Annotated in this window: 13 protein-coding genes and 1 tRNA gene; 8 read left to right on the top strand and 6 right to left on the bottom strand. The window is 56.6% G+C overall.

Annotated features, from left to right (window positions below; genetic code table 11):
- Positions 1-37: 37 nt before the first annotated feature.
- Positions 38-196, top strand: a complete 159-nt coding sequence (locus CQ017_RS18020; protein WP_181148238.1) for a hypothetical protein — start codon at positions 38-40, stop codon at positions 194-196.
- 541 nt (positions 197-737) lie between these two features.
- Here CQ017_RS18020 and CQ017_RS02095 read toward each other — a convergent pair.
- Positions 738-814, bottom strand: a tRNA-Arg gene (locus tag CQ017_RS02095).
- Between the two features lie 278 nt (positions 815-1,092).
- On the opposite strand from CQ017_RS02095, the gene CQ017_RS02090 reads away from it, so the two are divergent.
- The 3 genes from CQ017_RS02090 (at position 1,093) to ettA (ending at position 4,175) form a co-directional block, all read left to right on the top strand.
- Positions 1,093-1,860, top strand: coding sequence for a CPBP family intramembrane glutamic endopeptidase (locus tag CQ017_RS02090; RefSeq protein WP_219843895.1), 768 nt, complete (start codon positions 1,093-1,095; stop codon positions 1,858-1,860).
- A gap of 45 nt (positions 1,861-1,905) precedes the next feature.
- On the top strand, positions 1,906-2,379 hold the full coding sequence (locus CQ017_RS02085; RefSeq protein ID WP_105552285.1) for a single-stranded DNA-binding protein: 474 nt from the start codon (positions 1,906-1,908) through the stop codon (positions 2,377-2,379).
- 113 nt (positions 2,380-2,492) lie between these two features.
- On the top strand, positions 2,493-4,175 hold the full coding sequence (gene ettA / locus CQ017_RS02080; RefSeq protein ID WP_096285090.1) for an energy-dependent translational throttle protein EttA: 1,683 nt from the start codon (positions 2,493-2,495) through the stop codon (positions 4,173-4,175).
- Between the two features lie 86 nt (positions 4,176-4,261).
- On the opposite strand, the gene CQ017_RS02075 is transcribed toward ettA, so the two are convergent.
- Positions 4,262-4,768 (bottom strand): flavin reductase family protein, encoded by a 507-nt coding sequence (locus tag CQ017_RS02075; RefSeq protein WP_258133462.1) that lies wholly within the window; start codon positions 4,766-4,768, stop codon positions 4,262-4,264.
- A 155-nt stretch (positions 4,769-4,923) separates the two neighbouring features.
- Here CQ017_RS02075 and soxR point away from each other — a divergent pair, with 155 nt between their 5' ends.
- Complete coding sequence (soxR, locus tag CQ017_RS02070; protein WP_105552284.1) at positions 4,924-5,400, top strand: redox-sensitive transcriptional activator SoxR; 477 nt, start codon at positions 4,924-4,926, stop codon at positions 5,398-5,400.
- A 175-nt stretch (positions 5,401-5,575) separates the two neighbouring features.
- Here soxR and CQ017_RS02065 read toward each other — a convergent pair whose 3' ends face one another.
- Positions 5,576-6,472 carry an acyl-CoA thioesterase II gene (locus CQ017_RS02065; protein WP_258133461.1) on the bottom strand — a complete coding sequence of 299 codons (897 nt, stop codon included), beginning with the start codon at positions 6,470-6,472 and terminating at the stop codon, positions 5,576-5,578.
- Between the two features lie 155 nt (positions 6,473-6,627).
- Here CQ017_RS02065 and CQ017_RS02060 point away from each other — a divergent pair, with 155 nt between their 5' ends.
- On the top strand, positions 6,628-7,287 hold the full coding sequence (locus CQ017_RS02060) for a hypothetical protein (RefSeq protein WP_105552282.1): 660 nt from the start codon (positions 6,628-6,630) through the stop codon (positions 7,285-7,287).
- 48 nt (positions 7,288-7,335) lie between these two features.
- On the opposite strand, the gene CQ017_RS02055 is transcribed toward CQ017_RS02060, so the two are convergent.
- The 3 genes from CQ017_RS02055 to pepN all read right to left on the bottom strand — a co-directional run bounded on the left by CQ017_RS02055 (position 7,336) and on the right by pepN (position 10,992).
- Positions 7,336-7,836 (bottom strand): globin, encoded by a 501-nt coding sequence (locus tag CQ017_RS02055; protein ID WP_105552281.1) that lies wholly within the window; start codon positions 7,834-7,836, stop codon positions 7,336-7,338.
- Between the two features lie 16 nt (positions 7,837-7,852).
- Positions 7,853-8,320: an OsmC family protein gene (locus CQ017_RS02050; protein WP_105552280.1), complete on the bottom strand. Its 468-nt coding sequence runs from the start codon at positions 8,318-8,320 to the stop codon at positions 7,853-7,855.
- 125 nt (positions 8,321-8,445) lie between these two features.
- The gene (gene pepN, locus CQ017_RS02045; protein ID WP_105552279.1) at positions 8,446-10,992 is read right to left on the bottom strand and encodes an aminopeptidase N; all 2,547 of its coding nucleotides are present in this window, start codon (positions 10,990-10,992) and stop codon (positions 8,446-8,448) included.
- 266 nt (positions 10,993-11,258) lie between these two features.
- Between pepN and CQ017_RS02040 the strand changes: the two genes are divergently transcribed.
- Together CQ017_RS02040 and CQ017_RS02035 are read left to right on the top strand one after the other, a co-directional pair.
- Positions 11,259-11,732 carry a ribose-5-phosphate isomerase gene (locus tag CQ017_RS02040; protein WP_105552278.1) on the top strand — a complete coding sequence of 158 codons (474 nt, stop codon included), beginning with the start codon at positions 11,259-11,261 and terminating at the stop codon, positions 11,730-11,732.
- Between the two features lie 2 nt (positions 11,733-11,734).
- Positions 11,735-12,703, top strand: coding sequence for an Fpg/Nei family DNA glycosylase (locus tag CQ017_RS02035; RefSeq protein WP_105552277.1), 969 nt, complete (start codon positions 11,735-11,737; stop codon positions 12,701-12,703).
- Positions 12,704-12,816: the final 113 nt, after the last annotated feature.

Here is a 12,816-nt window from a genome sequence, read left to right as displayed (position 1 = left end):
GAAAGCCCCGAGCCGAGAGCCAGAAAAATCAAAGATCATGGCGAAGATCGAAAGTCGGCCCGCCCAGGAGGCGAAGGATAAACCAGCAATCAAAAAGATCAGGTTAACGCTTAAGCGTTCGCCGAATATCGGCTTTGCTCGAGCGGGGGCGATGAGCGCCATTTACCGGTTCCTCCTGATTTGTACAGCACCTTGAGTTTATCCCAGTTTCAAAAAAGTTGAAACTAAAATCTATGCGATCCCGAGTACTGCTAGCGCACTTTTAGGGGGCTCCTATGAAACTCTAAGTATCGGTTACTTTTCGGCTGGGCGTTCCGCTAGCCGGGGTTCTTTCTAGGCCGCTGAGCATGAGGATTTCTATCGACAATAAGGCGATTGGCGAAGTGCCGCGAAGGCACCACGCAAGCGATGCGGCGTGGGGCCAGGGGTGAAGCGAGGAGTTTTCGAATCAAATTGCTGTGGGATTGCTAGTGGCGATCCACGAGCAGGAATGCAATCCCGGCGGGCAAACGCAATAGCTCAGAGGCGTCATGAAGAGATCGCGAACCTGGCGGGCTGTTGCAGGCTTGAACCCTTGCTCGAGGAATACTTCTTTTGGTGATACGCAAATCCGAAGAGGGGCCATGGGGTGGGGGCTCAAAACAAAAACTATGGTCAAAACCCGCTAAGGTCTCTTTCTCGTTTCAAAAAGAAAAACCGCCGCTCATTTGTATTACCAAGTGAGCGGCGGTTTAATTTGGTACCCCCGGCCGGATTCGAACCGGCGACCTAGAGATTAGAAGGCTCTTGCTCTATCCAGCTGAGCTACGGAGGCGTAACCGAAAATTAGTTTAGCCCATTGACAAGCAAGATCTCTAACCGGAGGCGCTAGTGTTGTAGGAGGAGCGCTTTGTTAGCTGTTGAGTAGGGGATCTTTGTATGCAGCGATGGAGAATTGGCGGACTGAAAAGTATCGCCTGTTATACGGCCATAAGTTTTGGGCTCGCGTGGCTCGTAGCTTTGCCATTGTGGCAAGGCGCGGGCCTTCACCATCCGCAGTTCATGTGGATTGCCATGGGTATGATGCTGACGCCCACTATCGCTGCCCTGTGCATGAGCTTGCTTCAACGTCGCGGAAAACAGTTTTTGCAGGAATCCGGGCTGCTTCCGCTTGGTAAGCCCACGCGATTTCTGCTCGCAGTGCTGCTTGCCTACCTATTGCCGATCGTCCTAATAATTCAGGCGCCAATCATTGGCACATGGCTGGGGGTCTTCCCCGGAGACTTGAACCAGTTTATGGTCTTGAACTTCGTGGCGGGGACCGACGGGCCCGGCAAATATTTGCTTGGCCAGGCAGGAATCATCCTCGTTGCCGGACTAATGAACCTCATTCCTGCCCTGGGCGAAGAGATCGGTTGGCGCGGGTGGCTATGGCCAAAGCTTCAACCACTGGGGCAGCTGCCCGCAATCTTGATTTCAGGTGTTATTTGGGGTCTCTGGCATGCTCCATTGATCCTATTGGGATACAACTATCCGTTCGCCAAGGGCGCGTGGGGCCTTGCCGCGATGTGCGGAATGTGCATCTTTGTGGGGGCAGTTTTTGCGTGGCTGCGCACATTCAGTGGCTCCGTCTGGCCTGCCGCATTTGCTCATGGCGTCTTCAACGCCAGCGTGGGTTTGGTATCGCTGTTCATGGTTATGGGGTCAATGCTTGATTCGACCAAGGCCTCAATCCTGGGCTGGTCGGGTTGGATCTTTCCCGGGGCGGTGATTTTGGTGATGGTGCTATTCGGAGCCTTTCGGGCTAGGCCCGATCCAAGTTATCCACAGAATGAGCCGAGGAGTACCGGATCTAATCGGCCTGGGCTCAGCATGGACTGAAGCCCCGGGGCCGCTCCCGGGGCAGGACCAAAGGAGAAGAACGTCATGAGTGATCTTGTGACCATCCGTGCAGTAGTTGGAACAGAGCCACAATTGAGCATTACCCCACAGGGGCTAGCGGTGCTCAAATTTCGTGCGGTGACTCATGAACGCAAAAAGGACCCTGAAACCGGACAATGGGTTGACGCCGGAACCAATTGGTTCTCAGTGAGTGCTTTCCGAGGGCTGGCCGAGAATGGGATGGAGTCGTTGGAGCAGGGCGACCACATTGTCGTGATCGGCAAGCTCCAAATACGCCAGTTCGAACGGGCGGATGGATCGCGCGGAACGAGCGCTGATATTGAGGCCTTCTCGTTCGGCCATGACCTGAAGTTCGGGACCTCGCACTTCACTAAAGTGCGAAACGCCTCGGGCGACATTGAACGTTCGTCCCATCCCCAGCAAGCCGAATCGCGCCACCAGTCCGTGAACGAAAACACCGGTGGCTCGTGGCCTGAGAGGGACACCGACGCAGCGTAATTCCTCCGCATTCAGTGGTGTCACGGGAAAACGTGTGAAACCGGGCACCACTGGAGCAAAATAGTGGTGTGTGGATTCGGATTTGCACCCACTGAGGCACTAGCCTTAAGGGCATGGCGGAATTTATTTACACGATGACCAAGGCTCGCAAGGCCGTTGGTGACAAAGTCATCCTTGACGATGTCAGCATGTCGTTCTACCCGGGCGCCAAAATTGGTGTCGTGGGCCCTAACGGTGCTGGTAAGTCAACGATCCTGAAGATTATGGCGGGAATCGATACCCCGTCCAATGGTGAGGCACGTCTTTCACCTGGTTACTCTGTGGGCATCTTGCTGCAGGAACCACCCCTCAACGAAGAAAAGACCGTCTTGGGCAACGTCCAGGAAGGCGTCGGCGAGATCTATGAAAAGATCACCCGATTCAATGAAATCTCAGAAGAGATGGCTCAGGAAGGTGCCGATTTCGACACCTTGCTAGAAGAGATGGGCAAGCTCCAGGAGGCTATCGACGCCGCCGACGCTTGGGACATCGACAACCAGCTCGAACAGGCAATGGATGCCCTGCGTTGCCCACCGGGCGACGAAATGGTCACGCACCTCTCCGGTGGTGAGCGTCGACGCGTCGCGCTATGCAAATTGCTGCTGCAGAAACCAGACCTGTTGCTCCTCGATGAGCCCACTAACCACTTGGACGCCGAGTCAGTATTGTGGCTCGAACAGCACCTGGCAGCCTACCCGGGCGCGGTTTTGGCCGTAACCCACGACCGTTACTTCCTGGATCACGTCGCCGAGTGGATCTGTGAAGTTGACCGCGGTCGTCTGCACCCATACGAGGGCAACTACTCCACTTACCTGGAGAAGAAGCGCGAGCGTATGGAGGTGCAGGGCAAAAAGGATCAGAAGCTTGCTAAGCGCCTGGCTGAAGAGCTCGATTGGGTTCGCTCCAACGCCAAGGGCCGCCAGACGAAGTCGAAGGCTCGTCTGGCCCGCTATGAAGAAATGGCCGCGGAGGCCGAGCGTACCCGCAAGCTTGACTTCGAAGAGATCCAGATTCCACCTGGTCCACGTTTGGGTCAGGTCGTCATCGAAGCCCAGGATCTGAACAAGGGCTTCGGAGAACGTGTGCTAATCGACGGACTGTCCTTCTCGCTTCCTCGAAATGGCATCGTCGGCGTGATCGGTCCTAACGGTGTTGGTAAATCGACTCTGTTCAAGACCATTGTTGGCATGGAAGAACTTGACGGGGGCACGCTGAAGATCGGCGATACGGTCAAGATTTCCTATGTTGACCAGAACCGCGAAAACATTGATCCGACAAAGTCCCTTTGGGAAGTTGTTTCGGAAGGCCTGGATTACATTCAGGTTGGTCAGGTTGAGATGCCTTCGCGTGCTTATGTTTCGGCATTCGGCTTCAAGGGCCCAGACCAGCAGAAGAAGGCCGGTGTCCTCTCCGGTGGTGAGCGTAACCGTCTGAACCTTGCATTGACCCTGAAGCAGGGTGGCAACCTCTTGCTGCTCGATGAGCCTACAAACGACCTTGACGTTGAAACTCTCTCGTCCCTGGAAAATGCTCTTCTCGAGTTCCCAGGTTGCGCAGTGGTCGTCTCGCACGACCGTTGGTTCCTGGACCGAGTCGCTACCCACATCCTGTCTTACGAGGGTACGGAAGAAAACCCATCGAACTGGTACTGGTTCGAAGGAAACTTCCAGTCTTACGAAGACAACAAGGTTGAACGGTTGGGGGCCGATGCAGCTAAGCCGCATCGTGTGACTCACCGTCGCCTGACTCGCGACTAAGTCTGAGTCGAAGCCAAAGGCCACCACGAATTATTTTCGTGGTGGCCTTTGGGCTATCTAAGTAAGGTTGCCGATGCAATCCTAGATTATTTACACGGCACCGATGCATCGAGCAATGAGGGCAGCTTCAGGTATCCGCGGTTCTGGTACATCAGGTGCTGAACTGGCTCTCCCGTGATGACTTCAAGGATCTCTGCCGCAATCAACCGCGAACCTCCGACGCTAATCGAGGAGTGAATCTGTGCGCGCATGGACACCGGGGCCTTGTGGAAGTGCGGCTCGCCGGTTGGCAGGTAGGACCAACCCTGATCGGGCGTGAAGCGAGGAGCGCCTGGGCGGGCGAAATTGTCGGCAAGCTCCGAATGTTCCTCGCCCAGCATGTGAATCATGAATGAGCTTGCGGAAAGCACCGCACCTGCGGCTCCGGATTCTTTGGTGAGTGAAAAAGAAACCGCTACGGGCTCGATGGACAACGATGCCAGGCTGGAGATTGTTAGACCGTAGGGAATGCCAGCAACCGATGCGGTGATCAAGGCTACGCCCGCGGGGTGGGCGCGAAACGCATCGCGGAAATCAGCCGACAAGTTCTGCATAGGTGAGTAGTCCTTCGCTTGCTGAATCTTTGCGATCCATGGTTCCTATTCGAAAAGTTTCTGTGTGGCTAGACACTAACTACCCTTAGCGTAGAACCTCAAGTAAGCTTGAGGTCAAACTGCTGGTCAGTGATGATGGGCACAGGGGAGTGAACATGATCGAAAATGCAGTACCCGGACAGCAGCTTCTCGGGATTGGCCACGTGAGCGAACGCACCGGCGTGGCAAAATCAGCGCTGCACTACTATGAAGAAATCGGATTGATCTGTTCGACTAGAACCTCCGGTAATCAGCGGCGCTACCCACGCCATATGCTTCGACGCATTTCGCTGATTACGGTCGGCAGCAAGCTCGGCATTCCGTTGGCGGACATCCGTCACGCTCTTGACCCGGTGCCAATGGATAAAATTCCTTCCGAAAAGGACTGGCAACGCGCATCCAACGAATGGAAGCGGGTCCTCGAACGCCGCAGGCGCGCAATCGAAGAACTAGAAGACAGGCTCATGGGCTGCATCGGCTGCGGGTGCCTTTCGATGCAAGCATGCTTGCTGCTGAATCCAGAGGACGCGCTGGCCCAAGAAGGATCCGGTGCCCGAAGGCTGGAAACCGGCGAAGCCGAAAAAGATATCTAGTCAATAAGTTCCAGAGTTGGGCCGAGCTCAACAACATCGCGACGACTTCGGTCCGTTCCGGCCCGGATTGTGGGGTGTCTGACTTCCCTCGCCAAGGAGCGGGCAACTTAAAACCTGTCCAGCGTTGCGTGCTGCCCCATGGAATACCGTTTGGGATTCGAGCGTGAGCCGGAGCCTATTCGTCTTCCGCTAAGAATTCTGGGAGTCTCACCATGCCCTCTTGAGCTACGGTTGCGACCAGTTCGCCGGCAGCATTGAAGACCTGCCCGGTGCCGAGTCCCCGAGCCGAAGAAGCGCTCGGTGATCGCAGGACGTAGAGCAGCCATTCGTCGGCTCGGAATTCGCGATGCCACCACATGGCATGATCCAGGCTGGCGATACTCAGGCCACGATGAATCCAGCTGACGCCATGGCCTCGGAGCACCGGTTCAAGCAGCATGTAGTCGCTGGCGTAGGCCAGAGCGGCGCGGTGCAACATCGGATCATCGGGCATCGGGGCGGTGGTGCGCATCCATACCGCTGCCATGGGCTCGTGCTGGTCATAGCCTGGAAGATAAACCGGTTCGGTGATGTGGCGCATGTCGAACGGCCTCTCGTAGGCCCATTCGCGAGCAACCGGGTGGTCGAACTTCCCGATGATTTCCGCCGTTGTGCGCAATGTTTCCGGGGCCGGTACTTCAAATGGCACCGGATCGTGATGATCCAGGCCGGATGCAGGTTCCTGGAAAGAAGCAATCATGGACAGGATGGGCACGCCGTTTTGATAGGCATGTACTCGTCTCGCCGAGAATGAGCGGCCGTCGCGCAGCCGCTGGACACCGAAGGTGATGTTCTGCGATGCATCACCTGGACGTAGGAAGTAGCCATGCATTGAATGAATTGCCCGTCCCGCGGGAACGGTGCGCGATCCAGCCACCACGGATTGGGCCAAGACCTGGCCACCGAAGACTCGGGTTCGAGACTGCTTGGGCGTATGACCGATGAAGATATCTTCATCCGTACGCGCCCGGTCTTCTCCGTCTAGATCCAAGAGATCTAGCAGGATCTGAGTAGTGCCTAGTTCCTCTGTCACGATAATGACTCCTTGACGTGCTTTCGATGACTTTGAAAACTCTATCGTGAGAAGTGTCAAGAATCTCGCGACAGCACCGCAGGACAGTGCCGGCATGTGACGAAAATGCTTGCGTGCACCGGATGATTAGGATCAAGTCATGAGACGATTGCACTATGGTCAGTGACGCACTTGTTTTTGAAGATTCCAATTCAGTCAGCGATTTAGCCAACCTGCTGAGCAGGGCAAAGGCAATTGAAGATGACGGAGCCTTGCTGACCGCACGAGGCACTGCCCTTGCGGTTTATGTTCCGGTTCTAGTCCCGGCAGAGCTAGGCCAGGGCGATTACACCATTCTTGGTATGCGTGTGCATCGGTTGGCCGTGGAGGGCGCGGTAAATGCATGCTATTCCTTCTCCGCAATTCAGGATCGCCTGGCGCGAATGGGCGAAGCTTCCACCGAATTCGTGTTACCGCCAGTGGAAGAGAATCCCAGGTGGGCGGCTATTACCGTGCCAATGGCTGGGTGGGAAGATGCTGGGAGCGTTCCTGATGACGTGCTATCCGCAGCCACGCAGACAGGTATCGACGCGGTGGCCCAAGCCTTGCCTGCCAATCCGGGGAAACCTGTCGTAGCGCAAATCCGCCAGCGGATTTGGTCTTCCGAGTTGGAGAACACCGAGCCTCGTCTGCCGCTTGGCGCCGCCTTCGCGATGCATGCCTTGGGATTCCTGACCCCGGGCGGCGAAAGCCGTGTACTGCGTCAGGGGAACTGGATTCGAGTCAGCAACGGACTGGGACATGTGCTGCTGCGCCGTTCGGCCCTGCTTGCTTAAAAGTGAAATCCGCGCCGGCAGCACCGGCGCGGATTGCCACTAGGGAATCTAACTTGATGCGTTGAGCAAGGAATGCGCCGCGCGATCAAAATATTCTCGCAGCGTCTCGGCATGGAGCATTGGTAGCTCCAGCTGATCGATAGCCTTGTTCATATGCCCGAGCCAAACATCTCGATTATGCGGGTTGACGAGGTAAGGCATGTGGCGCATGCGTAGGCGTGGATGCCCGCGGTGCTCCGAGTAGGATGTCGGGCCGCCCCAGTACTGCTCGAGGAACAGCTGTAAACGAATTTGCGCCGGGTAGAGATCCTTCTCCGGATACATTTCCCGGAACTGCGCATCTTCTGCAACGGAGGTATAGAAGTTTTTGCTCAGCTGCGCAAAAACTACGCGGCCGCCTACCTCCTCGTAGAAGGTTCCGGCGTAGTCGGACGGATCCACCGGTGCCTGAGCCAATTGCAGGAATTCTTCACTTGACGGACCGGTAACCACCGGATTGGTCATGGGATCCCGTTTCACGGTGTGGGGCAGTGGGTTCAAATCGCTCATGGGTACTTTCCTGAAATTATGCGGCAACTGGTTCATGGAGAACCGGAAAATTCACGGATCTAGCGATGAAACATACCTTATTGGCTTGCTGGTGGAGAGAATCCGCGAGTTCTCGTTGGGACTCATCGGCTAACTGAACCTGCGGGCGGAGAATCACTTCGGTAAATTCGCCACTGTTATCTCGGTTCAACTTCAAGCTACCGGAAGCCTGATCCTGATAGCTGGTGACAACTACTCCGTGGGTTACGGCTACATGGAGATAGGAGAGCATATGGCATTGGCTCAAGGCCGCCAATAAGAGCTGTTCGGGGTTCCAGCGATCGGGACTGCCATGAAAAGTCGGATCGGCCGTGCCCGCGATGTCGGGTAGCCCGGCCGCGCGGATGAGGTGCTCACGGCCGTAGTCACGATAGCTGGTGGTGCCAGCTCCGCGATTACCCGTCCACTCTATCTCTACCTGATAGCTGTGCTGCGAGAGGTCCATGCTGCTATTCTCCCACCCTTTAAAATGCTTGTGGTGTGCCGTGTGGCACAATGACTGGTTTCCGTACCTACTAGGTACCATAACCCCATCGAGCCATGCCGCACACCACTGGGGCACACTAAAAGTTAAGCTCCGGCGTCCGTGGCCCGCGCGGCCAGCGCCCGAACCACATCTGCTTTGCATTCAACCAGCAGCCGGCGCATGGCCGGATGCTTTTCACCTAGCGTCGACAAGAACGCATCGGTGCGTTCGATGGTCTGCGGAGAGACCATCGAGGTGGGGTAGAAGCCGAGCACGATCTGCTTCGCCATTTCATGGGAAAAATTCTCCCACGCATTGACCAGCAGATTAAAGTAATCCTCGGTGTAGCTTTCGAGCAGCGAGTTGTCATGGGCAATATTGAATCCGGATATCACCGCTCCTTGCTGATCATTGGATAGTGTCGCCGAAGTGGCTGCGGCAAAGGCCTCGGCCTTCGCCTCGGCTGTTGGACGAGCTGCCCGGGCAGTGAACCAGTTTGCCTTGCCCTTGGCGGTGTCGTCGCTTGCGAGCATCGCGTCGAGAGCTTCCCCGTCCAGGCGAGACCCTGCAGACAACGCGATCGCCAAGGACCAGCGCAGATCGGTGTCGAGGGTAAGACCCTGCAACAGCACCGTGCCGTTGAGCAAGCCGGCCACCTGGTCGAGCTGGGCCGCGGTGCGTGAACGATGCGCAAACGCCTTGGCGAACTGAAGCTGGGCATCGGAACCGGCTTCGGCCCGCTGCGCCAATTCCCACAGGCGATCGGCGGCTTGCACCGAAATTTCCTTGGCTTTGTCGCCAGCTACGTAGTAATCCATCGCAGTATTCAACTGGCGCAACAGCACCATGATTACCGAGGAATCAATTTCGTGCCCGATATTGTTGAGCAGCAGTTGCACGTAGGCGCTGGCCGGGGTCTCAGCATCGCGCACGGCATCCCAAGCTGCGCTCCACACCAAGGTGCGTGGCAGCGACTCGGTGAAGTCCTTCAGGTGCTCAATTGCGGTAGCCAGCGAGAGCTCATCCAGACGGATCTTGGTGTAGGTCAGGTCATCGTCGTTAAGCAAGACCAGATCGGGGCGCTGCATTCCTACAAGCGCTGGAACCTCGGTGGCCGGGCCAGCAACATCGAGCTCCTCACGGTGTACGCGCACGAGCTTGCCCTGCTCATCTAGGGTGTAGAAACCCACCGCCAGCCGGTGCTTGCGCAATGTTGGGAACTGCTCGATGGCCGACTGGTTAATGGTGAAGCCGGTGATGCGTCCGGACTCATCGGTGGAGATGTCCGCCTTCAAAGTATTCACGCCGGCGGTCTCCAGCCAGGATGTGCCCCAATCGTTCAAATTACGCCCGCTAGCCGACTCAAGCTCGGTCAGCAGGTCAGGTAGCTCGGTGTTGGACCATGCATGCTTTTTGAAATACTCGCGTACACCGGCCATGAACTCTTCTTGGCCAACGAAGGCCACCAGCTGGCGTAGCACCGAAGCGCCCTTGGCGTAGGTGATGCCGTCGAAGTTGACTTCCACATCTTCCAAATCGTTGATCTCGGCAACGATCGGATGGGTGCTCGGAAGCTGGTCCTGGCGGTAGGCCCAGTTCTTTTCCATGATGTTGAAGGTGGTCCAAGAGCTGGTGAACTCGGTATTCTGTGCCGCGGCAAGGGTCGACATGAACTCCGCGAAGGATTCATTGAGCCAGAGGTCATTCCACCACTTCATGGTGACCAAGTCGCCGAACCACATATGAGCCAGTTCGTGCAGGATGGTGATCGCTCGGCGTTCCACCATGGCGTGGGTCGGACGGGAGCGGAAGATGTATTCTTCGAGAAAGGTCACGGCTCCAGCGTTCTCCATGGCCCCCGCATTGAATTCCGGTACGAACAGCTGATCGTACTTTTCAAACGGGTATGCCACTCCGAAGTTCTTTTCATAGAACTCGAATCCCTGACGAGTGATGGTGACGATATCTTCGGTATCCAAATACTGCATCATCGAGGCGCGGGCAAAGACTCCAAGCTCAATGGTGCGGCCATCGGCCGAGACCAACGAGTCCCGTGCAACCTCGTAGGGTCCAGCGATTAGCGCGGTGATGTAGCAAGAGATGCGTTGAGTGGCAGGGAAATCCCAACGTGAGTCCTGGCCATCGACCACTGGCTGGGGAGTTGGCGCGTTTGAAACTACGTTCCACTTCGTCGGGGCCTTCACCGAAAACTGGAAGGAAGCCTTAAGATCCGGCTGTTCGAATACGGCGAACATGCGGCGGCAGTCGGCGACCTCAAACTGGGAGTAGAGGTATACCTCCTGGTCGACTGGGTCTACGAATCGGTGCAGTCCCTCGCCGGTATTCATATAGCGCGCATCGGCATCGATCACCAGCACGTTCTGTGCCGCGAGTTCTGGAAGCTGGATCCGTACCCCGTCGGCGACGACCGTTGGGTCCAGCTCGGTGCCGTTGAGGTTCACCGAGCGGACGGTGTCGGTGATCGCGTCGATGAAGCTGCTTGCTCCCGGGGTCGCGGTGAAACGGACAGTGGTGCGAGACGTGAATACGCGGTCGCCCTGGGTTAGATCCAGACTCACCTCGTAGCTGTCGACATTGATCAGGTTCGCGCGTTCGGTTGCTTCGGCGCGCGTGAGGTTCATTCCGGGCATTGGGCTCTCCGTCTTGAGGCGATGAAGTGACATCGCCGCAGTTTCTGAAACGAATATTGAATAACTTCCTCCATTGTGTCACTGGCAACGGGGGAGCACGCAAGTCCTTGACCGCAAAATTTTTATGACTGGCAAAATAGTGCGTGCTCACATGAGGTGTCACAGACACTGCGAAACATCGCAGAGTTAGATTCTATGTCCGGTGGGTCGCTAAGCTTGAGGGAGCATTAAACCGGCTTTCCTCCCAACGAATGAGGCAATAAAACATGCGCGTGCATATCGCCACTGACCACGCAGGTCTGGAACTGAGCGACTTCTTGGTCAAGCACCTCACGGACCGAGGGTACGAAATGGTCAATCACGGGCCGAAAGCCTATGACCCCGAAGATGATTACCCAGCTTTCTGCATTAACGCGGCTCAAGCTGTCATCGCGGATCAGCGCGCGGGCCTAGACGCCTTGGGTATCGTCCTCGGTGGGTCGGGCAATGGGGAACAGATCGCTGCGAACAAGGTCGAAGGCGTGCGCGCAGCGCTAGCGTGGAACCTTGATACCGCGAAGCTTGCTCGCGAGCACAATGATGCAAATGTCATCGCGGTTGGCGGACGCCAGCACTCGGTGGTGGAAGCCGCTGAATTAATCGAAGCATTCCTGGCTGAACCTTTTAGCGACGCCGAACGTCATGTGCGCCGCATCGGTAAGATCGCCTCGTATGAAACAACCGGCGAGGTTATCGACTAACTGTGCCTGAAGGACATTCCCTGCATCGCCTGTCCCGCCAATTCGACGATGTCTTTGGCGGACAGGCGGTTCAGGTTACTTCGCCCCAAGGGCGCTTTGCTTCAGATGCCGCTCGCATTGACGGCCACGAGCTAGAGCACGCCTTCGCCAAGGGGAAGCAACTGTTTTGCCGCTTCTCAAACGACCTATATCTGCGGGTGCATTTAGGCCTCTATGGGGCTTTCGATTTTGGCGGCGACAGCCTATTCGCTGGAGCTTCGTCCATCGGTGCTCCACGACGCATAGGCGAGCGTGAAGCCCGCATGCAGGAGACTGCGTCATACTCCGGACCTCCTGCTCCAATCGGCGCGGTCCGTGCTCGCATCGTGTCCAAGCACGGCTGGGCGGATCTGCGTGGCCCCACCGCATGCGAAGTTTTGGACATCGATCAGGTGCAACGGCAGCTAGCCAAGCTTGGACCAGATCCTCTGGCGGGGGCATCGGCCCGTTTTCAAGCTTCCAAGGGGCAGGTGGAACCAGGTGGAGACCAGCGATACTTGGATGCAGGGCTCAGGGAATTTCGAGTGAATCTCGCGCGCACCAGCACTCCCATCGGCGTAGCGTTGATGAATCAGAACGTGATCAGCGGTGTTGGGAATATTTATCGCGCCGAGGCGCTATTCCGCAATCGTGTTTCCCCAACCCTTCCGGCCAACCAACTTTCCGGGCGAACCGCCAACAAATTGTGGTGGGATATTGTCGCCATCATGGAGGACGGGGTCCGCGATGGAAAGATCATTACTACTCGTGAAGAAGATCGCGAACCTGAAGGCGTGCTCTGGCCGGACAACGCCTACTACGTTTATCAGCGTCAGGGGATGGGCTGTCGCAAGTGCGCGGGGAGCATACGACTCGAAGAAGTAGCTGGTCGGAAACTGTACTGGTGTCCGCGGTGCCAGAAGTTGCCGCGCAGCAAGGACGTTTCACGCTAAGCATCTGGATGCTTGGGTGCGGATTAACTCAGGAGATTCTGGCCCCTCGGCGTGTTTATCACCTTGCCGGGCTCCACGTGGTGCTATAGAGGATGTGTCCAAGTCGGAACCCA

This window comes from Arthrobacter sp. MYb224 (genome assembly GCF_002975455.1).
Taxonomy (GTDB): domain Bacteria; phylum Actinomycetota; class Actinomycetes; order Actinomycetales; family Micrococcaceae; genus Glutamicibacter.
This window is presented reverse-complemented; position numbering and strand designations above follow the sequence as displayed.

Bases quoted from the DNA above. Each gene is read 5' to 3' on its own strand.
- CQ017_RS02085 (WP_105552285.1), top strand. From the start codon at position 1,906: ATGAGTGATCTTGTGACCATCCGTGCAGTAGTTGGAACAGAGCCACAA.
- CQ017_RS02055 (WP_105552281.1), bottom strand. From the start codon at position 7,836: ATGAGCGATTTGAACCCACTGCCCCACACCGTGAAACGGGATCCCATG.
- CQ017_RS02060 (WP_105552282.1), top strand. From the start codon at position 6,628: ATGGTCAGTGACGCACTTGTTTTTGAAGATTCCAATTCAGTCAGCGAT.
- pepN (WP_105552279.1), bottom strand. From the start codon at position 10,992: ATGCCCGGAATGAACCTCACGCGCGCCGAAGCAACCGAACGCGCGAAC.
- CQ017_RS02050 (WP_105552280.1), bottom strand. From the start codon at position 8,320: ATGGACCTCTCGCAGCACAGCTATCAGGTAGAGATAGAGTGGACGGGT.
- soxR (WP_105552284.1), top strand. From the start codon at position 4,924: ATGATCGAAAATGCAGTACCCGGACAGCAGCTTCTCGGGATTGGCCAC.
- ettA (WP_096285090.1), top strand. From the start codon at position 2,493: ATGGCGGAATTTATTTACACGATGACCAAGGCTCGCAAGGCCGTTGGT.
- CQ017_RS18020 (WP_181148238.1), top strand. From the start codon at position 38: ATGGCGAAGATCGAAAGTCGGCCCGCCCAGGAGGCGAAGGATAAACCA.
- CQ017_RS02040 (WP_105552278.1), top strand. From the start codon at position 11,259: ATGCGCGTGCATATCGCCACTGACCACGCAGGTCTGGAACTGAGCGAC.
- CQ017_RS02075 (WP_258133462.1), bottom strand. From the start codon at position 4,768: ATGCAGAACTTGTCGGCTGATTTCCGCGATGCGTTTCGCGCCCACCCC.
- CQ017_RS02090 (WP_219843895.1), top strand. From the start codon at position 1,093: ATGAGCTTGCTTCAACGTCGCGGAAAACAGTTTTTGCAGGAATCCGGG.